12 protein-coding genes are annotated in these 16,489 nt (G+C 63.7%); 6 read left to right on the top strand and 6 right to left on the bottom strand.

Annotated features, from left to right (window positions below; all coding sequences use genetic code 11):
- Positions 1 to 158 precede the first annotated feature (158 nt).
- The 4 genes from AC0L3B_RS35300 to AC0L3B_RS35285 form a co-directional block, all read right to left on the bottom strand.
- Positions 159 to 959: a helix-turn-helix domain-containing protein gene (locus AC0L3B_RS35300; protein ID WP_018455960.1), complete on the bottom strand. Its 801-nt coding sequence runs from the start codon at positions 957 to 959 to the stop codon at positions 159 to 161.
- Between the two features lie 170 nt (positions 960 to 1,129).
- Positions 1,130 to 1,786 (bottom strand): glutathione S-transferase family protein, encoded by a 657-nt coding sequence (locus tag AC0L3B_RS35295; RefSeq protein WP_446480461.1) that lies wholly within the window; start codon positions 1,784 to 1,786, stop codon positions 1,130 to 1,132.
- Positions 1,786 to 2,949, bottom strand: a complete 1,164-nt coding sequence (locus AC0L3B_RS35290) for an acyl-CoA dehydrogenase family protein (protein WP_247295935.1) — start codon at positions 2,947 to 2,949, stop codon at positions 1,786 to 1,788. The genes AC0L3B_RS35295 and AC0L3B_RS35290 overlap by 1 nt, the downstream gene beginning before the upstream one ends.
- 76 nt (positions 2,950 to 3,025) lie before the next feature.
- Entirely contained in the window at positions 3,026 to 4,162 is a 1,137-nt protein-coding gene (locus AC0L3B_RS35285; protein ID WP_018455957.1) for an acyl-CoA dehydrogenase family protein, read from the bottom strand.
- Between the two features lie 262 nt (positions 4,163 to 4,424).
- Here AC0L3B_RS35285 and AC0L3B_RS35280 point away from each other — a divergent pair, with 262 nt between their 5' ends.
- Together AC0L3B_RS35280 and AC0L3B_RS35275 are read left to right on the top strand one after the other, a co-directional pair.
- Complete coding sequence (locus AC0L3B_RS35280; RefSeq protein WP_473382162.1) at positions 4,425 to 5,975, top strand: acyl-CoA synthetase; 1,551 nt, start codon at positions 4,425 to 4,427, stop codon at positions 5,973 to 5,975.
- A gap of 73 nt (positions 5,976 to 6,048) precedes the next feature.
- Entirely contained in the window at positions 6,049 to 7,269 is a 1,221-nt protein-coding gene (locus AC0L3B_RS35275; protein WP_085385510.1) for an ABC transporter substrate-binding protein, read from the top strand.
- A gap of 50 nt (positions 7,270 to 7,319) precedes the next feature.
- On the opposite strand, the gene AC0L3B_RS35270 is transcribed toward AC0L3B_RS35275, so the two are convergent.
- Positions 7,320 to 8,831 carry a glycosyltransferase family 2 protein gene (locus AC0L3B_RS35270; protein ID WP_446480460.1) on the bottom strand — a complete coding sequence of 504 codons (1,512 nt, stop codon included), beginning with the start codon at positions 8,829 to 8,831 and terminating at the stop codon, positions 7,320 to 7,322.
- A gap of 47 nt (positions 8,832 to 8,878) precedes the next feature.
- On the bottom strand, positions 8,879 to 9,649 hold the full coding sequence (locus tag AC0L3B_RS35265) for a helix-turn-helix transcriptional regulator (RefSeq protein WP_007598058.1): 771 nt from the start codon (positions 9,647 to 9,649) through the stop codon (positions 8,879 to 8,881).
- Between the two features lie 183 nt (positions 9,650 to 9,832).
- Here AC0L3B_RS35265 and AC0L3B_RS35260 point away from each other — a divergent pair, with 183 nt between their 5' ends.
- The 4 genes from AC0L3B_RS35260 to AC0L3B_RS35245 all read left to right on the top strand — a co-directional run bounded on the left by AC0L3B_RS35260 (position 9,833) and on the right by AC0L3B_RS35245 (position 16,363).
- Positions 9,833 to 12,094 (top strand): marine proteobacterial sortase target protein, encoded by a 2,262-nt coding sequence (locus AC0L3B_RS35260; protein ID WP_473382159.1) that lies wholly within the window; start codon positions 9,833 to 9,835, stop codon positions 12,092 to 12,094.
- Positions 12,095 to 12,283: 189 nt separating this feature from the next.
- Entirely contained in the window at positions 12,284 to 12,853 is a 570-nt protein-coding gene (locus tag AC0L3B_RS35255) for a class GN sortase (protein WP_085348665.1), read from the top strand.
- 150 nt (positions 12,854 to 13,003) lie between these two features.
- On the top strand, positions 13,004 to 13,984 hold the full coding sequence (locus tag AC0L3B_RS35250) for a glycosyltransferase family 2 protein (protein WP_204513117.1): 981 nt from the start codon (positions 13,004 to 13,006) through the stop codon (positions 13,982 to 13,984).
- Positions 13,985 to 14,143: 159 nt separating this feature from the next.
- Positions 14,144 to 16,363, top strand: a complete 2,220-nt coding sequence (locus tag AC0L3B_RS35245; protein ID WP_204513116.1) for an acetate--CoA ligase family protein — start codon at positions 14,144 to 14,146, stop codon at positions 16,361 to 16,363.
- The last annotated feature ends 126 nt before the right edge of the window (positions 16,364 to 16,489 follow it).

Here is a 16,489-nt window from a genome sequence, read left to right as displayed (position 1 = left end):
CAAACCGCGGCAGGCCATTCCTCACGGAACAGGTCGAGAATAACTGATCGCGCTATTACAAGGGTGGGCAAAGGCGCTCTTGCGCCGTTCCCACCATCTCTCAATACCTCGCGAAGATGGTGGGCACGCTTTCGCTTTGCCCACCCTACGAGACGACGCTAGCTCGCCTCCGCCAGCCTCACGGTCTCGCTGCTGCGATAGATCGCGAGATCGCGCGAGCCGACGAAGATCGCGCGCGGCTTCAGGCCGTAGAAGCGGCGGATCGAGTGGCTGAAATGGGTGGAGTCGGGATAGCCGATGTCCTGCGCGAGATGGGCGAGGTTGAGGTCCTGGTTGGCGAAGTGCAGCAGGTGACGCGCCCGCTTCCAGGCGCGGAAGGAGCGGAACGAGATGCCGGTCTCTTCCTTGAACAGATGCAGGAAGCGCGAAGCGGAAAGTCCGGCCTCCGCCGCGCATGTGTCCGCCGTCACGGGTTCGCCCGTGAAGCGGCCGATACGGGCGACCGCACGCGTCACGCGGGGGTCGAGCACGCGGCGCGGCAGCGCCTCGCCAAAACACATCTGGTCGAATTCGGCGGTGGTGATGTCGCCGTAGCGACGCTGGCGCAGCAGCGTGTAGGCGGCGAGGATCTTGCGGGCATAGACGGCCCTGTCGGGTCCGGTGAGCCGCTCGGCCAGGACCTCGATCACGCCATCGGGCATGCTCTCCGGCTCCAGCGTCACGCTGATCGCGGTGCGGTAGTCGCTCGCAATGGAATGCCGCTGGTTCGGTAGGGTAACGAACAGCTCGCCGGTGGCGAGCGCATCATCGATCGTCAGATGCAGACTGCCCTTCACCGCGACATAGACATGGCAGCAGCCGGGCGTCCGCTTGCGGGGGCGGCCGAGCAGGCCGGCATAGAATACCCGCTCCGGCGTGATCAGCATCAAATGGTCGGATTCGCGACCGTTATCTTCCATTGGGATCCTCCTCGCGCGGCTCTTTGGCCGCTGCGGACGGAGGTCACCTTAGCGGAAATCTGGGCGCTGTCACGGCGGGATAGCGCTATCAGGAAGCGCAAAACAGCGGCAGTCCCGACGACCCGGAACTCCCGGCAACATGGCCGTCCCGGCTTTCGCCAGGACGACAATCAGGCCCTCACCCTTGGCGCCACGTTCTGCTCGACGCCGGCCTGTTGCTCCGCAGCAACCGCGCGCTTGAAACCATCCCGTTGCTGCAAGCGTGCCCAATAGGCTGCGACATTTGGCCCAAAATCCTTGGCAAGCCCGATAGTATCGGCGAGGCGGAGCGCGTAACCGATCACGATGTCGGCGGCAGTGAAGCGGCCCGCGCACAAGGCCTCGGTATTTGCGGTGGCTGCCTCGACGGCGCGCAGGCGGCCCAAAAACCATTTGGCATAGTCGCCGGCGACCTGCGGATTGCGGCGCTCTTCCGGCTCGAGCTGGCTGTATCGGAGCACCAGCGTCTGCGGGAAGGTTAACGTGGCGTCGCTGAAATACATCCAGTTCACGAACGCGCCATAGGCGGGATCTTCGGGTCCGACCATCAGTGGCGTCGGTCCATGCTTGATGCCGAGATAGTGGCAGATGCCGGAGGACTCGGTCATTTTCGTCTCGCCGTCGACCATGAAGGGAATCGTGCCCAGCGGATTGAGCGCGAGATACTCCTTGGCGAAGACCCGCGGCGGGAACGGCAGCATCTTGAGCTCGTAGGGCAGCCCCATCTCCTCCAGCATCCAGAGCGGACGGAATGAGCGCGCGGCGTCGCAGTGATAGAGCGTGATCATCAGGAACTTCCTTTGCTGCCGGGCAGCGTCCCCATCATCTTGCACAGGACCATCAGCATGACCTCGTCGGCGCCGCCGCCGATCGATGTCAGACGGCTGTCGCGATAGGCACGGCTGACCGGCGTCTCGTTGGTAAAGCCCATTCCACCCCAATATTGCAAGCAGGCGTCGGTAAGCTCGCGGCCGAGTCGCCCGGCCTTCAGCTTGGCCATGGTCGCAAGTTTCGTGACATCCTCGCCCGCCACAAGCGCCTCTCCGGCACGGTAGATCAGCGCGCGCAACAGCTCGACCTCGGTCTGCATCTCCGCGAGCTTGAAATGAACGACCTGGTTGTCGAGGATCGACTTCCCAAAGGCCTTGCGATTGCGGGTGTATTCGATGGTCTCGTTGATAATGTATTCATGCGCCTTCAGGCAGGCGGCCGCACCCCAGAGCCGCTCCTCCTGGAACTGGATCATCTGGTAGGTAAAGCCCTTGCCCTCCTCGCCGATCCGGTTGCGCTTGGGCACGCGGACATTGTCGAAGAAGATCTGCGCGGTGTCGGAGGAACGCATGCCCATCTTGTCGAGCTTGCGCGCGACCGTGACGCCCTTGGTCTTCATGGGCACACAGATCAGCGATTTGTTGCGGTGAACGGACCCGTCGCCCGTATTGGCGAGCAGACAGATCCAGTCGGCCTGGGTGCCGTTGGTGATCCACATCTTGCCACCATCGATGACGTAATCGTCGCCGTCCCCGCGCGCATTGGTCTTGATCGAGGCCACGTCAGAACCCGCGCCGGGCTCCGAGACGCCGATGCAGGCCACATAGTCGCCAGAGATCGAGGGCGCCAGGAATTCGCGCCGCACTTCATCGGAGCCGAACCGCGCCAGCGCAGGAGTCGCCATGTCGGTCTGCACCCCGATCGCCATCGGCACGCCGCCGCAATTGATCGCGCCGAGTTCCTCCGCCATCATCAGCGCATAGGAATAGTCGAGGCCGGAGCCGCCGAATTCGACCGGCTTGTTCAGCCCGAGAAAGCCGAGCCTGCCCATCTTCCTGAACAGCTCGTGCGCCGGGAAGATGTCGGCCTTCTCCCATTCATCGACATGCGGATTGATCTCGTTGGCAATGAATTTTTGCAAGGAACGGCGGATCTCGTCGTGGTCGGCGGTGAACAGCATCTTGTTAGCCCAGTTCTTGGTATCTCTGAGGTGCTCGTCATGGCCGGGCTCGTCCCGGCCATGACGGAGAAAGAGGTCACAACCCCATCTGCCGCGACGCGAGATCCTTCATGATCTCCTCGGTGCCGCCGCCGATCGCGTTGACCTTGACCTCACGGTAGATGCGCTCGGCCTTGATGCCGCGCATGAAGCCGGCGCCGCCAAAAATCTGCACCGCTTCCGAGGCGCAGAACGCCATGGTCTGGGTCGCCTGGTTCTTCATCATGCAGATTTCGGCGACCGGGCTTTCGCCCTGCTCCAGCCGCCAGGCCAGCATCTCCAGCATCGCTTGCGATGCGGCGACCTTCTGCGCCATGTCGACGATCTTGTGGCGGATCACCTGGTGCTGCGCGAGCGGCTTGCCGAAGGTCTTGCGCTCCTTGGCGTAGGCAATGGCCTCGTCGAGGCAGACGCGCGCGAACGCGGTGCAGCCCGCCGCCATGCCCATGCGCTCGCTGTTGAAATTCCGCATGATGATCTTGAACCCCTGGCCTTCCTCGCCGATCAGGTTTTCCGCCGGTACGCGGCACTCGTCGAAATGCAGGGTCGCGGTGTCGGAGGCCCACCAGCCCATCTTCTTCAGCTTTGTCCGGGACAGGCCGGGCGTATCCCCCTCGATCAGGAGCAGGCTGACGCCGCCGGCGCCCTCGCCGCCGGTGCGCACCGCAACGGTCAAATAGTCGGCACGCATCCCGGATGTGATGAAGGTCTTCTCGCCGCTCACGACGTAGTGATCTCCGTCGCGCCGCGCCTTGGTGCGGAGGCCCGCGACATCAGAGCCGCCGCCCGGCTCGGTGATCGCGAGCGCGGAGATTTTCTCACCCGCGAGCACCTGAGGCAGCACGCGCGCCTTCACCTCGGGGCGCGCGGCCCGCGCGACCGGCGGCGAACCGATCGTATGGCTCATCAAGCTGGCGCTGACACCGCCGGCGCCAGCCCGCGCCAGCTCCTGGCTGGCGACGATCCTCATGAACTGGTCGGCGGCGATCCCGCCATATTCCTCGGGGAAACCGAGTCCCAAGAGCCCGATCTCGGCCGCCTTGCGATAGAGCGCGCGGGGGAATTCACCGGCCTCATCCCACTCGTGGGCGAAGGGCGCAATCTCCTTGTCGACGAAGCGGCGCATCACCTCGCGAAAGGCGTCATGCTCGGCGGTATAGAACGGGCTCATCATCGCACTCTCGCCTTGCTGGCGGATTCGTCTCGTCCACCATGGCCGGAACCTTGGCGGCTCACTTGCGCGGAGTGGCTGGCCGAGCCCCGCTCCAAGCAAGCTCGCTCTAGCAACTCAACGCAAGACGATTTTCATCGCTCGCGCGCCAACTCCGGATCAAAAAAAGGATGGTGCACAAACTCCGGCTGGCCCTTGGGCCATGCCGGGCATGGTGCATGGCAATAGGGACGCGGGCGGCACAAGTCCGCCGAGGGAGGAATTCTTGGCCGTTCGTTACTACGACTGGATCGCCCACCATGGCCGCCGCACACCGAACAAGATTGCGGTGATAGACCTCGCGAGCGAGCGCCGCTTTACCTATGCGCAGCTCGACGCGCGCATCTCGCGTCTCGCGTCATTTCTGCGCCATGCGCTGAAAGTCTCGCGCGGCGAGCGGGTCGCGGTGCTGGCGCTGAACACGACCGATACGCTGGAGGTGCAATTCGCCTGCGGGCGGTTAGGTGCGATCTTCGTGCCGCTGAACACCCGCCTCACCGTTCCCGAACTCCAGTTCATCACCGCAGATTGCGCGCCGAAGGTGATGATCCACGACACCGATCTCGCCGAAACGGCGCTGGCCGTGGCAAGGCTCTGCGGCATTGCGACGAGCCTGCTGCTTGGCCCCAGCGGGACTTATGAGGCCGGCATCGCCGCCGCAAAGCCACTCGAGAAAATCGAGGAGGTGACCCTCGATGACGTCTCGACCATCATGTACACCTCGGGCACAACGGGTCATCCCAAGGGCGCCACCATCACCCATGGCATGACCTTCTGGAATTGCGTCAATCTCGGCGGCCCAGCCTGCATCGGGCCGTCCTCGGTGCTGCTCACCGTGCTGCCGCTGTTCCACACCGGCGGCCTGAATTGCTACACCAATCCGGTGCTGCACGCCGGCGGCACCGTGATGATCATGCGCGCCTTCGATCCCGGCACGGCGCTCGGCCTGATCAACGATCCCGCACAGGGCATCAACGTGTTCTTCGGCGTGCCCGCGATCTACCAGTTCATGGCCCAGCATCCGGCGTTCGCGACCACCGACCTCGGCCGGTTGATCGTGGGAGGTGTCGGCGGCGCACCAATGCCGGTGCCGCTGCTCAAGGTGTGGGAGGCGCGTGGCGTCGCACTCCAGCAGGGCTACGGCATGACCGAGACCTCGCCGGCCGTGCTGGTGCTCGACCGCGAGGATGCGGCACGGAAAGCCGGCTCCGCCGGCAAGCCGGTGCTGCACACTGAAGTGCGCATCGTGCGTCCTGACGGCGGCGACGCCGATGTCGGCGAACTCGGCGAGCTCTGGGTCAAGGGACCGAACATTACGCCCGGCTACTGGAACAGGCCGGAGGCGAACAAGACGTCGTTCACCGATGGCTGGCTGCACACGGGCGACGCGACACGCGTCGATGAGGAAGGTTTTTATTACATCGTCGACCGCTGGAAGGACATGTACATTTCCGGTGGCGAGAACGTCTATCCGGCCGAGGTCGAGAACGTCCTGCACCAACTCGACGCTATCGCGGAAGCCGCCGTGATCGGCATTCCCGATCCGCAATGGGGCGAGGTTGGCCTCGCCATCGTCGCGGCCAAGCCCGGCCAGCGGTTGACCGAGACAGATGTCTTCGCGCACTGCGCGGCGAATCTCGCGCGCTTCAAATGTCCACGCCAGGTCCGCTTCGTCGATGCGTTACCCCGCAACGCCAGCGGCAAGATCCACAAGCCGACCTTGCGCAAGGAATTCTCGGGCGCCTCGGAAGTCGACAAGAAAGCCGCCAACGCCTGATCAAAGCGCCCCTCTCGCGGGCACTTTTCTTTTTGACGTGCGTGTTCCAACCCAGAAAAGCCAAGGAATTTTCATGAACAAGAAACTCTCCCTGCTCGCCGCAGCAACGGCGTTGGTGCTGCTGACAGCCCAAACCGCGTATGCGCAAAAGGCGTACGACACCGGCGTCACCGACACCGAGATCAAGATCGGCAATGTCGAGGCCTATTCCGGCCCGGCTTCCGCCTACGGCGTCATCGGCAAGACCGAGGAAGCCTATTTCAAGATGATCAACGATCAGGGCGGCATCAACGGCCGAAAGATCAATTGGATCTCCTACGACGACGGCTACTCGCCGCCTAAGACCGTTGAGCAGATCCGCAAGCTGATCGAGAGCGACGAGGTCTTCCTGGTGTTCAACGCGCTGGGCACGCCGACCCAGACCGCCGTGCAGAAGTATCACAATTCCAAGAAGGTGCCGCAGCTGTTCCTCGCCACAGGCGCCAGCAAGTGGAATGACCCGAAGAACTTTCCCTGGACGATGGGCTTCCAGCCCAGCTACCGCGTCGAGGCACAGATCTTCGCGAAGTATATTCTGAAGGAGAAGCCGGACGCGAAGGTCGCGATTTTTTATGCCAACGACGATTTCGGCAAGGACTACCTCGCCGGCATCAAGGACGTGTTCGGTGACAAGGCATCGAAACTGATCGTGGCCGAAGAGAGCTACGAGACGTCGGAACCCTCGATCGATGCTCATATCGTCAAGCTCAAGGGCACCGGCGCCGATGTCTTCGTGAACATCGCCACGCCGAAATTCGCGGCGCAGGCGATCAAGAAGATCGCGGAGCTTGAGTGGAAGCCGATGCATCTCATGACCGATGTCTCGGTGTCCATCGGCGCGGTGATGAAGCCTGCCGGACTCGAGGCATCCGAAGGGGTGCTGTCGGCTGGTTATCTGAAGGATGCGTCGGATCCGCAGTGGAAGGATGATGAGGGCATGAAGAAGTTCATGGTCTTCGTCGACAAATACATACCCGGTGCAAATATTTCGGACGCCAATCTGGTTTACGCCTATGCCGCAGCCCAGACCATGGTGCAGGTGCTGAAGCAGGCGGGCGACAATCTGACCCGTGAGAATGTGATGAAGCAGGCAGCGAGCCTCAAGGACTTCGTGCCCGACACACTGATCCCGGGCATCAAGATCAACACCTCCGCCACGGACTTCGCGCCGATCGAGCAGCTCAAGATGTGGCGGTTCAAGAAGGGCCAGTGGGAACTGTTCGGCGATATCATCAGCGCCGAAACGGGCGGCTAGTTCGACTGAGAGCAACAGCCTGAATCGACCGAATAGCGGCCGAAGGGCCGCTATTCTTTTCCAGCAAGCGACGGCGCTGTTCCCGCGCTTTCAACCTCGATCATGTCGTCGCCGACATCGATCGCCGCGATCGGCAGGCCGAGACGACGCGAATCGCCGACGCCCCTGAACATGGGGCATGCCCAGGCGAGGGTGGCGATGCCTGACGGCGGCAGATCGAGGCTCAGTGTGTAGCTGTCACAACCGGTCACGACCGCTTCGGGGCGGATGGCCGTGCCATCGACATAGAATCGCGTGTCTATCGTATCCAGCGGTGCGCGAAGTGCGGGGCTTCGAACGCGGACAATGGTGCGGCCCGGCCTGCCCTTGATGCGCACGGCTGCCTCTGGTTCGCTCCAGCGGAAAGTGTGACCGGCAGAGAACTCTTCGGCATGGAATCCGATCTGCGCGACAACGCGCTCACCAAGGAGCCCGTCAACAGGTCCCGCATCTCGTCCGAGACGGTGAATGCAATCGAGCCTCTGATGCCGGATCAGCGCGGCGATGTATCGCCGCATCCATCGCGCGATCGCATCGCTCGATCCGGCGGCCGTCACAGCGACCAGCACGGCCCGCGCGTGCCATGCCTCCAGCCGCGCGAAACCGCGCGCGCCGAGACCGCCGAGCAGCGCCGGCACGGCCCAACGCCATACCGCCAGCCATTTCTCGCCAGGCCCTCCCCCGCCGTCAGCGAGGCTGGAGCGCAGGAGCGCGTTCAGTGCATTGCGGGCGAGCGACGCGCCGGCCTCGCTCCGCGAGCTCCACTCGACCGGAATGTCGAGCAGCTCGCTGCCGGCATCGTTGCGGGCTTCGCTCAGATAGCGAATCTCGCCTTGCACGAAGTCGAGCGTGAATTGCTTCAGCTCACCGATCTCACCGACATAGTAGTGATGGAAGCGCGCCTCCTCGAGATAGCCGATGGAATGACCTCTCGCGTGATAGGCGGCGGCGAGCACCCATTCGGCGAAATGACCGAGCTCCTCGCGCAGGCCGCCGCATTCCCGGTAGACGTCGTGCCGCGTCACGAAACACTGATCCAGGACCTTGCGCCAGGGATGCTGCTTCATACCGAACTCGATGTCGGCCTGGTACATGGCGGCCTCTGCCACGGATAACCGGTTATGGCAGATCGGGATCGAACGGCAGGAAAAGCCGGCCCAATCGGGATGAGCATCGATCGCGCGAATGCAGAGTTCGATCACGTCGGGTTCGGGCCGGCAGTGCGATTCCGTGAAGAACAGATAGCTGCCGCGCGCCTTCGTCGCGCCGAATGCGCAGAGCCCGATGTCGTGTTCGGAATCGGTGAATTCGAGGCGAGCCCTGTTGCCGGCCAGCGCCTTCAACTGCTCGCGTGCCGTGAAATCCGGAGGCACGACCAGAATGATCTCGTAGAGCGATGTGTCGGCAGTTTGCGACGTCCAGCCGAGCCAGGACATCTCCCACTGCCCGCGGTGAGATTCGAGCGGGATAATGATTGAGAACAGCGGAGATTCGCCGTCGTAGAGTGCGGACGCGTCCTGCATGTCCCCTTATAGACGCATGCTCGTCATTCCGGATAATTTCTTGCGGGCTATACCGACAGAAACAGCGCGAACGATTCTTCCACCGTTCGGCGCAGATGCTTTTGGTACAATTCGTGGTTAGCATCGCCGGGCGCGACCCGACCCAGCGAGGGCTTCGCGAAGTTTCGGAGCGGCACATAAGCGATCGGCGCTGCGATCGGCGTCAGCTGCGAGCCGGGACCGGCGCGGAGCGTCGAGATGATCCCGTACATCTCGCCGGCGACCGTCGGCCGCGACACAGTGATCACGCGATGCTGGCCGTGCTTGATGATGACGAGATAGATGAAGCCGGACTGATGCGGCACGGCGACCTCGCCGGTGTGTTCATAGGCGGCATCGGTCCGCTCGCCCTCGCGGAACACCAGTGAAGAGACCTTCGGCTCCCAGACGATCTCGGTGCGGTAGGCGAAGATCGCGTCCTTGTCGCCGAACGACGGTCGCAGCGTGATGTAGACGTCCTCGAGCCACGTCACCGCGCGATGGGCATAGGAGCCGAGGCTGTCGGGCGCGACATCGTTTGCGGCCGGAGGCGTCACTACGGCGGCGCTTCTGCGCAGGGAGACGCCCAGCGCCTGCTCCAGCCGCACCGTGGTCGCCAGCGTGAACGGCCGTCGGCCGCCGAGCACCTTCTCCAGCGTCGACAGGCTGAGCTTGGCCTGCTCGGCCAGCGCCTGCCGGGAGATCCGGCGCCTGGCGAGCTCCTCGCGAATGGTCTCCGCGATCTCGCGGCTCTGCTCGTCCGACAGCTGCTTGTCGGTGAATTTGTCCTGCGTCTGCATCGTGGCCCTGCTCCAGGACGACATCCTAGCAGGACGGACAAACCAGCACAAAACCGCACTTCGCCATCTCGGAGGCGGCGGGCCGGGCCGGCCGTGGCGGAACATTGCCGATCATTCTGCTCGCGAAATCGGGCCGTCCCGGCGGATGCTCGGGGCCAGCAAACATGCTCGGGAGCAGGCCAAATGGATACCTATGACACGACGGACAGCAACGAACACCCTTGGCTGGGCAGACTGATCGTGGTCGGACTGTTCCTTCTGGCGCATGGCATCGCGGTGATGCTGGTCGCCTTCGTGGCCCTGCTGGTGAGCTTCGAGCCGGGCTGGTCGGCGACGACGGAGCCGGCCAGCCTGCTCCAGCCCGGCGATGCCAAATCCGGGTCTCTCCTCCTCAAGGAGGATGGCGCCTACACGGAAGCGATCCGCCTCGGCATCGACGTCGACATCACGGTGTCGGGCCCGACGCTGCGAGCACGAGTCACCCAAATCTTTCGCAACCCGACCAAGGACTGGGTCGAGGCCACCTATGTCTATCCGCTCCCCGCGGGCGGCGCCGTCGATTCGCTGAAGATGGTGGTCGGCAACCGCGTCATCGTCGGGGACATCAAGGAGCGGCAACAGGCGCGCATGATCTACGAAGAGGCGCGCCGCGCCGGCCAGAAGGCCGCGCTCACCGAACAGGAGCGGCCGAACATCTTCACCAACTCGGTCGCCAATATCGGCCCCGGCGAAACCGTGCTGGTGCAGATCGAATATCAGGAGCCGGTGCATCAATCCGGCAACGAATATTCACTGCGCCTGCCGCTGGTGGTCGGGCCGCGCTACAATCCGGCGCCGATCGTCCAGAGCGCCGATTTCCGCAACGATGGCTCCGGCTGGGGCGCGACCAACTCGGACCCGGTGCCGGACCGCGACCGCATCTCGCCGCCCGTGCTGGATCCCGCCAGGAATGCACCGGTCAATCCGACCAGCATCACGGTGCGTCTGAACGCCGGCTTTGCGCTCGGCGAGGTCACGAGCCCCCATCATAACGTCAAGGTCGCGAGCCCGGACAATACGATGCGAATCGTCTCGCTTGCCGACGGTGCCGTGGCTGCCGACCGCGATTTCGAACTGACCTGGAAGCCAGCGGCCGTGAAGGCGCCGTCGGTCGGCTTATTTCGCGAGCGCGTCGGCGACGCCGATTATTTGCTTGCCTTTGTCACCCCGCCCGCCGCCGAGCAGGCGACGCAGAAGCCGCGGCCGCGCGAGGTGATATTCGTGATCGACAATTCCGGCTCGATGGGCGGCACGTCGATCGTTCAGGCCAAGGCGAGCCTCACCTACGCGCTCTCCCGTCTCCAGCCGACCGACCGTTTCAACGTCATCCGTTTCGACGATACCATGGACGTGCTGTTTCCGGTCTCCGTCGCGGCGGATGCCGAGCGTGTCGGTGAAGCCACCTCGTTCGTCAGCGCGCTGCAGGCGCGTGGCGGCACCGAGATGGTGCCGGCGATGCGGGCCGCGCTGACCGACAAGCTTGGCGACGCCGGCATGGTTCGCCAGGTCGTATTCCTGACCGACGGTGCGATCGGCAACGAGCAGCAATTGTTCGAAACGATCACGGCGATGCGCGGCCGCTCGCGCGTGTTCATGGTCGGCATCGGATCGGCGCCCAACACCTATCTGATGACGCGCGCCGCCGAGCTCGGCCGCGGTGCCTTCACCCATATCGGCTCCGTCGAGCAGGTCGAGGAGCGCATGCGCGGCCTGTTTGCCAAGCTCGAGAACCCGGCCGTGACCGGGCTGAGCGTAAAGTTCTCCGAAGCGAAGGCCGACGTCACACCGACGATCATTCCCGACGTCTATCGCGACGAGCCGCTGGTGCTGGCGGCAAAGCTCGACACGCTTGCGGGCTCGGTCGAAATCAAGGGCCGCGTCGGTGACCGCCCATGGTCGGTGACGCTGCCGCTGCAAAATACGGCCGAAGGCAACGGCCTGTCGAAGCTTTGGGCCAAGCGCAAGATCGCCGATGCCGAAGTGGCGCGCACCCTGCGCGAAATGACGCCCGAAGACTCGGACAAGGCAATCCTGGCACTGGCGCTCGACCATCAGATCGTCACGCGGCTCACCAGCCTCGTCGCGGTCGACAAGACGCCGAGCCGTCCCGAAGGCGAGCCGCTCAAGCCCAGCGAATTGCCGATCAACCTGCCGGCCGGTTGGGATTTCGCGAAGGTCTTTGGCGAACGACAGCAGGTCCCAGCGCAGCTCCGCGAGCGTCACGCCGATGCACGCAACCAGCCGGCCACGAGGCGACCGACGCCCGCTGCACCGGATGCGATCCGCCTGCCCAAGACCGCGACCTCGGCCGAGCTGAAAATGACCGCAGGCCTGATCTTGGTCGTGCTCGCCCTGATCCTGTTCGTGTTCAAGCGGCGTCAGTCCTTGCTCACTGACGCCGCTTGAGAGAGGAGCCCCCCGAACTCCTCTGTTAGCGCGCGCGGCTGCCCGTCCCACACACCAACGGCCGCGCGCGCCTTTTTGAACTCGCCCTCTCACCTTCGTCATTGCAAGCGAAGCATCCAGAAACTCATCCACGGAGACAGTCTGGATTGCTTCGTCGCTTCGCTCCCCGCAATGACGGGAATTGGTACAATGCCGCGCATCATCTCTCCCCTCGCTCTCGCCCTGATCGGCATCATCCTGTTCGGCGACGGCGCCTACATCCATGCCAAAGCATGGCTCGCGCAGGTGCTGCTGGAGCGCGCATTCGACCAGAGCGTTGCGACCGGCGAGGTGGTCAGGCCATGGTCATGGGCCGATACTTGGCCGGTTGCGCGAATCGAGGTGAGGCGGATCGGCGCCCGCGCGATCGTACTGGAAGGCGCGAGCGGCCAGGCGCTCGCTTTCGGGCCCGGCCATATCCGCCAAACGGCTGACGCGGGCGAGCGGGGCGTTGCCGTATATGCAGCGCACCGCGACACTCATTTCCGTTTCCTGCGGAATGTCGCCATTGGTGACCTGATCGACGTCACACGCAGTGATGGCAAGCACTTTCGTTTTCGCGCGGATTCCTCCGCTGTGGTTCGCTTCGATGCCTCGGGGATCGATCCTGCGGCACGAGCAGCCGAACTCGTGCTCGCGACCTGCTGGCCGTTCGACGCCGTCGCGTCCGGCCCCGAGCGCTACATCCTGCATGCTACCCTGATCGGCACTGATGAATAGCGGTTCGCAATCGATCCGCACCCCCTCTTGAATCCGCCCGACCTGTAGGGACAATGCCGCTCGATGGAACCCCTGAACCGGCGCCGTCGACCGCAGACCCATCAGAATGGCCCATTGAGCATTTCCGCTGTAATTTGCGAGAAGACGGTGATGGATGAGGAATTCAGGCAGCGTCTCGAACAGCTGGAAAGCCGCGTCGCGCTCCTGGAGAGGAACCAGGATCTTATCGCCGCCGGGCAAAGACGCTCCTCGCTTCGGAGCCTCTGGCGCCGCCCGCCGATGTGGACCTTCGAGCAATATCCGCCGCGCCTGCTCAACCTGACGGCTTTCCCGCGAACTCCTGCGATCCATCCGGGCGCGCCCAGAATCGCGATGGTCACTCCGAGCTACAACCATGCGCAATATCTCGGCGCCACGATCGACAGCATCGTCAGCCAGAACTATCCGGACCTGTATTATCACGTGCAGGACGGCGCCTCGATCGACGGCACGCTCGATCTCCTGAAGAGGCGCGGCGATAGCCTGAGCTGGAGCAGCGAACCGGACAAGGGGCAATCCAGCGCCATCAATCTCGGCTTCGTCGGCGCCGAGAGCGAGATCATGGCCTATCTCAACAGCGACGACGTGCTGCTGCCCGGGACACTTGCGTATGTCGCAAATTACTTCATCGCACATCCGCGTGTCGACGTCGTCTACGGCCATCGCGTCTTCATCGATCGCGAGGGACTCGAGGTCGGCCGCGCCGTGCTCCCGCCTCATGACGGCAAGGCGTTGCGATATGCCGACTACATTCCGCAAGAGACGATGTTCTGGCGCAAGCGCGTGTGGGACAGGATCGGGCCGATCGACGAGAGCTTACACTACGCGATGGACTGGGACTTCATCCTGCGGGCGCAAGCCGCAGGATTCAAATTTGCACGCTTGCCGCGATTTCTCGCCTGCTTCCGAATCCATGACGCACAAAAGACGGCATCGACCTATGCGGTCGGCGTCAGGGAGATGGGCATCCTGCGGCGACGCATTCTCGGCTTCGAACCGACACAGATGCAGATCCGGCGCGCCATCGCTCCTTATCTGGCGAAGCAGCTGGCCTATCACTACGCCTACAAGCTCGGCATCCTGCGATACTGAACCACGGCGCGAGCAGTGATCCCAAAATGTCGATCACCAGGGCTTGGCGCGCGCTCATTCCACCGCACGGCATACCCGCCCACGTGGTTGCCAGTCCGAAGAACTCGCCATAGAACAGAGTGACGCACCGCCAACAAGAACAACAGGTGAGGTCACACCATGGAAGCTCGCGTATCTGCCGCCTCAGCTTCATCGCGCCCATGGTCTCCGCCGCCCGATGCCAGCGACATCGTCAAGGGCATCCACGCCATGCTGCATCCGCGCAACATCGTGCTGGTGGGCGCGACCGACAAGCCTGGCAACTATGCCGAGCGCATCTGGAACAATTTGGTCAAATACGGCTACGAGGGCGGGCTCTATCCCGTCAATTCCAAGCGCGACACCATCTGGGGTGTCCCCTGCTACAAGGACTTTGCAAGCCTCCCGGAGAAGCCCGACCACGTGCTGGTGCTGGTGCCGGCGCGCTTTGCCGTGCAGGTGATCCGCGATGCCGCCGCGGCCGGCGCGCGCTCGGCCACCATCGTCACCTCGGGCTTCAGCGAGTTGCAGGACGAGGAAAGCCAGAAGCTCGCCGCCGAACTGCAAGCGGCCGTGCGCGAGACGGGATTGGCGGTCACCGGCCCGAACTGCCTCGGCAATTTGAGCGCGGGCGAAAAGCTCTTCACCAATATCGACGACCGTATCGTCACCATGGAACAGGGCGCGGTGGCGATTGCCGGGCAATCCGGCGCCATCGTCATGGCGATCCGCCAGGCCCTGGAAGATCGCGGCGTCGGGGTCGGCTACATGGTGACGACCGGCAACGAGGCCGGGCTCGAGACGCCGGACCTGATGCGCTATTTCGCCGAGGATCCTAGCATCAAGGTGATCGTGGTCTACCTCGAAGGCGTGCGCAACACCAAGGCATTCCGGGACGCCTGCAAGGCGGCGCGCGCCGCGAGCAAACCGGTGATCGCGCTCAAGCTCGGAGCGTCCGAGGGCGGCCGCGCGGCGGCGATGGCACATACCGGCGCGCTCGCGGGCTCGATCGAGACCTTCGACGCCATTGCAACGCGCGAAGGGGTCATCAGGGTCGGCGGGCTCGACGAGCTGATCGAGACCACCGAATGTTTCGTCCACGCCGCAGTGCCCAGGGGCGACCGGCTCGCCGCAGTGACGCTATCCGGCGGCAAGCGCGGCATGCTGATCGACGCCTTCGATGCAGAAGGCCTGAATTTTGCACCACTCAGCTCGCATGTCGGCTCGGAGCTGGCAAAGATGCTCGGGCCGGGCTCGATCGTCGGCAACCCGCTCGACGCCGGCTTTGCCGCGGTGGTCGATCCCTCCGTCTACATGAAATCGATCGGGCTGATGATCGACGACCCCGATATCGACATCGTCATCATCGATGCCGAGCTGCCGAAAGCGCCGCACGAGTTGCGCGAGCGCAATCTGCGCATCGTCGACGAGATGGCCGGCCGGGCCGGCAAGCCGGTGATCTATATCAGCGCGATGTCGATCGGCTTCACCGAGTTCACCAAGACCTTGCGCAAGTCGCTGCCGCATCTGGCGGTCATGCAGGGCATGGATCGCGCGGTGATTGCGATCAAGTCGCTGCTCGACTACGCCAAGCTGCGCAAGGAAGTGCCTGATATCGTCTCCAGCTCGAAGCCTGCAGCGCGTGCCGTGCTTGAGAAGGCGCTGAAATCGGCAACCGGCGCCGCACTCGACGAGGTCGCCTCCAAGAAGCTGCTGAAGGCCTATGGCATCCCGATCTCGAAGGAGGCAATCGCACAGACAGCAGCCGAGGCCGTGAAGATCGCCAAGCAGATCGGCTTCCCGGTCGTGGCCAAAGTCGTCAGCGCCGAGATCCTGCACAAATCAGATATCGGCGGCGTGGTGCTGAATCTCAACAACCCGGCCGCGGTGAAGAAGGCGTTCGCCGACATCACCGCGCGGGTGAGCAAGCTGAAGGGCAAGCCGAAGCTCGACGGCATCCTGATCGCGCAACAGGTGAAGGCCGATCTGGAGCTCGTGATCGGCGCCTCCCTCGATGCCGAGATGGGTCCGGTCGTGCTGTTCGGCACCGGCGGCATCGACATCGAGCTGATGAAAGACGTGGCGCTCGCCGGTGCGCCGCTGGACGATGCCGAGGCCCGGCTCCTGATCGGCCGCACCAAGGCCGGTATCAAGATGCGCGGCTATCGGGGCAAGCCGGCCTTGCACGAGGCCTCCGCGGTGAGGGCGCTGGTCGGCCTGTCCAATCTGATCGCGGATGCCGGCGACCGGATCGCCTCGATTGATGTCAATCCGTTCCTGATCAATGCCAAAACAGGCGTCGCCGTCGATGCCCTCATCGTGCTGAACAATGCTGCGGCCAAACGCGCGGCTGGGCATTGATGTCGCGTAGGGCGGATTAGCGCAGCGTAATCCGCCAATTAGTCCATGGCCACACGAGGCGTTGGCGGGTTACGCTTCGCTAACCCGCCCTACGTACCATTGCAGCTCCTTCCAACTTCCCTCGTT

The sequence above is a fragment of the Bradyrhizobium sp. Kon56 genome, assembly GCF_055807635.1.
Note: the sequence above shows the minus strand (reverse complement) of the source record. Positions and strands in the feature narration are given on the sequence as shown.

Bases quoted from the DNA above. Each gene is read 5' to 3' on its own strand.
- AC0L3B_RS35300 (WP_018455960.1), bottom strand. From the start codon at position 959: ATGGAAGATAACGGTCGCGAATCCGACCATTTGATGCTGATCACGCCG.
- AC0L3B_RS35295 (WP_446480461.1), bottom strand. From the start codon at position 1,786: ATGATCACGCTCTATCACTGCGACGCCGCGCGCTCATTCCGTCCGCTC.
- AC0L3B_RS35290 (WP_247295935.1), bottom strand. From the start codon at position 2,949: ATGCTGTTCACCGCCGACCACGACGAGATCCGCCGTTCCTTGCAAAAA.
- AC0L3B_RS35285 (WP_018455957.1), bottom strand. From the start codon at position 4,162: ATGATGAGCCCGTTCTATACCGCCGAGCATGACGCCTTTCGCGAGGTG.
- AC0L3B_RS35275 (WP_085385510.1), top strand. From the start codon at position 6,049: ATGAACAAGAAACTCTCCCTGCTCGCCGCAGCAACGGCGTTGGTGCTG.
- AC0L3B_RS35270 (WP_446480460.1), bottom strand. From the start codon at position 8,831: ATGCAGGACGCGTCCGCACTCTACGACGGCGAATCTCCGCTGTTCTCA.
- AC0L3B_RS35265 (WP_007598058.1), bottom strand. From the start codon at position 9,649: ATGCAGACGCAGGACAAATTCACCGACAAGCAGCTGTCGGACGAGCAG.
- AC0L3B_RS35260 (WP_473382159.1), top strand. From the start codon at position 9,833: ATGGATACCTATGACACGACGGACAGCAACGAACACCCTTGGCTGGGC.
- AC0L3B_RS35255 (WP_085348665.1), top strand. From the start codon at position 12,284: ATGCCGCGCATCATCTCTCCCCTCGCTCTCGCCCTGATCGGCATCATC.
- AC0L3B_RS35250 (WP_204513117.1), top strand. From the start codon at position 13,004: ATGGATGAGGAATTCAGGCAGCGTCTCGAACAGCTGGAAAGCCGCGTC.
- AC0L3B_RS35245 (WP_204513116.1), top strand. From the start codon at position 14,144: ATGGAAGCTCGCGTATCTGCCGCCTCAGCTTCATCGCGCCCATGGTCT.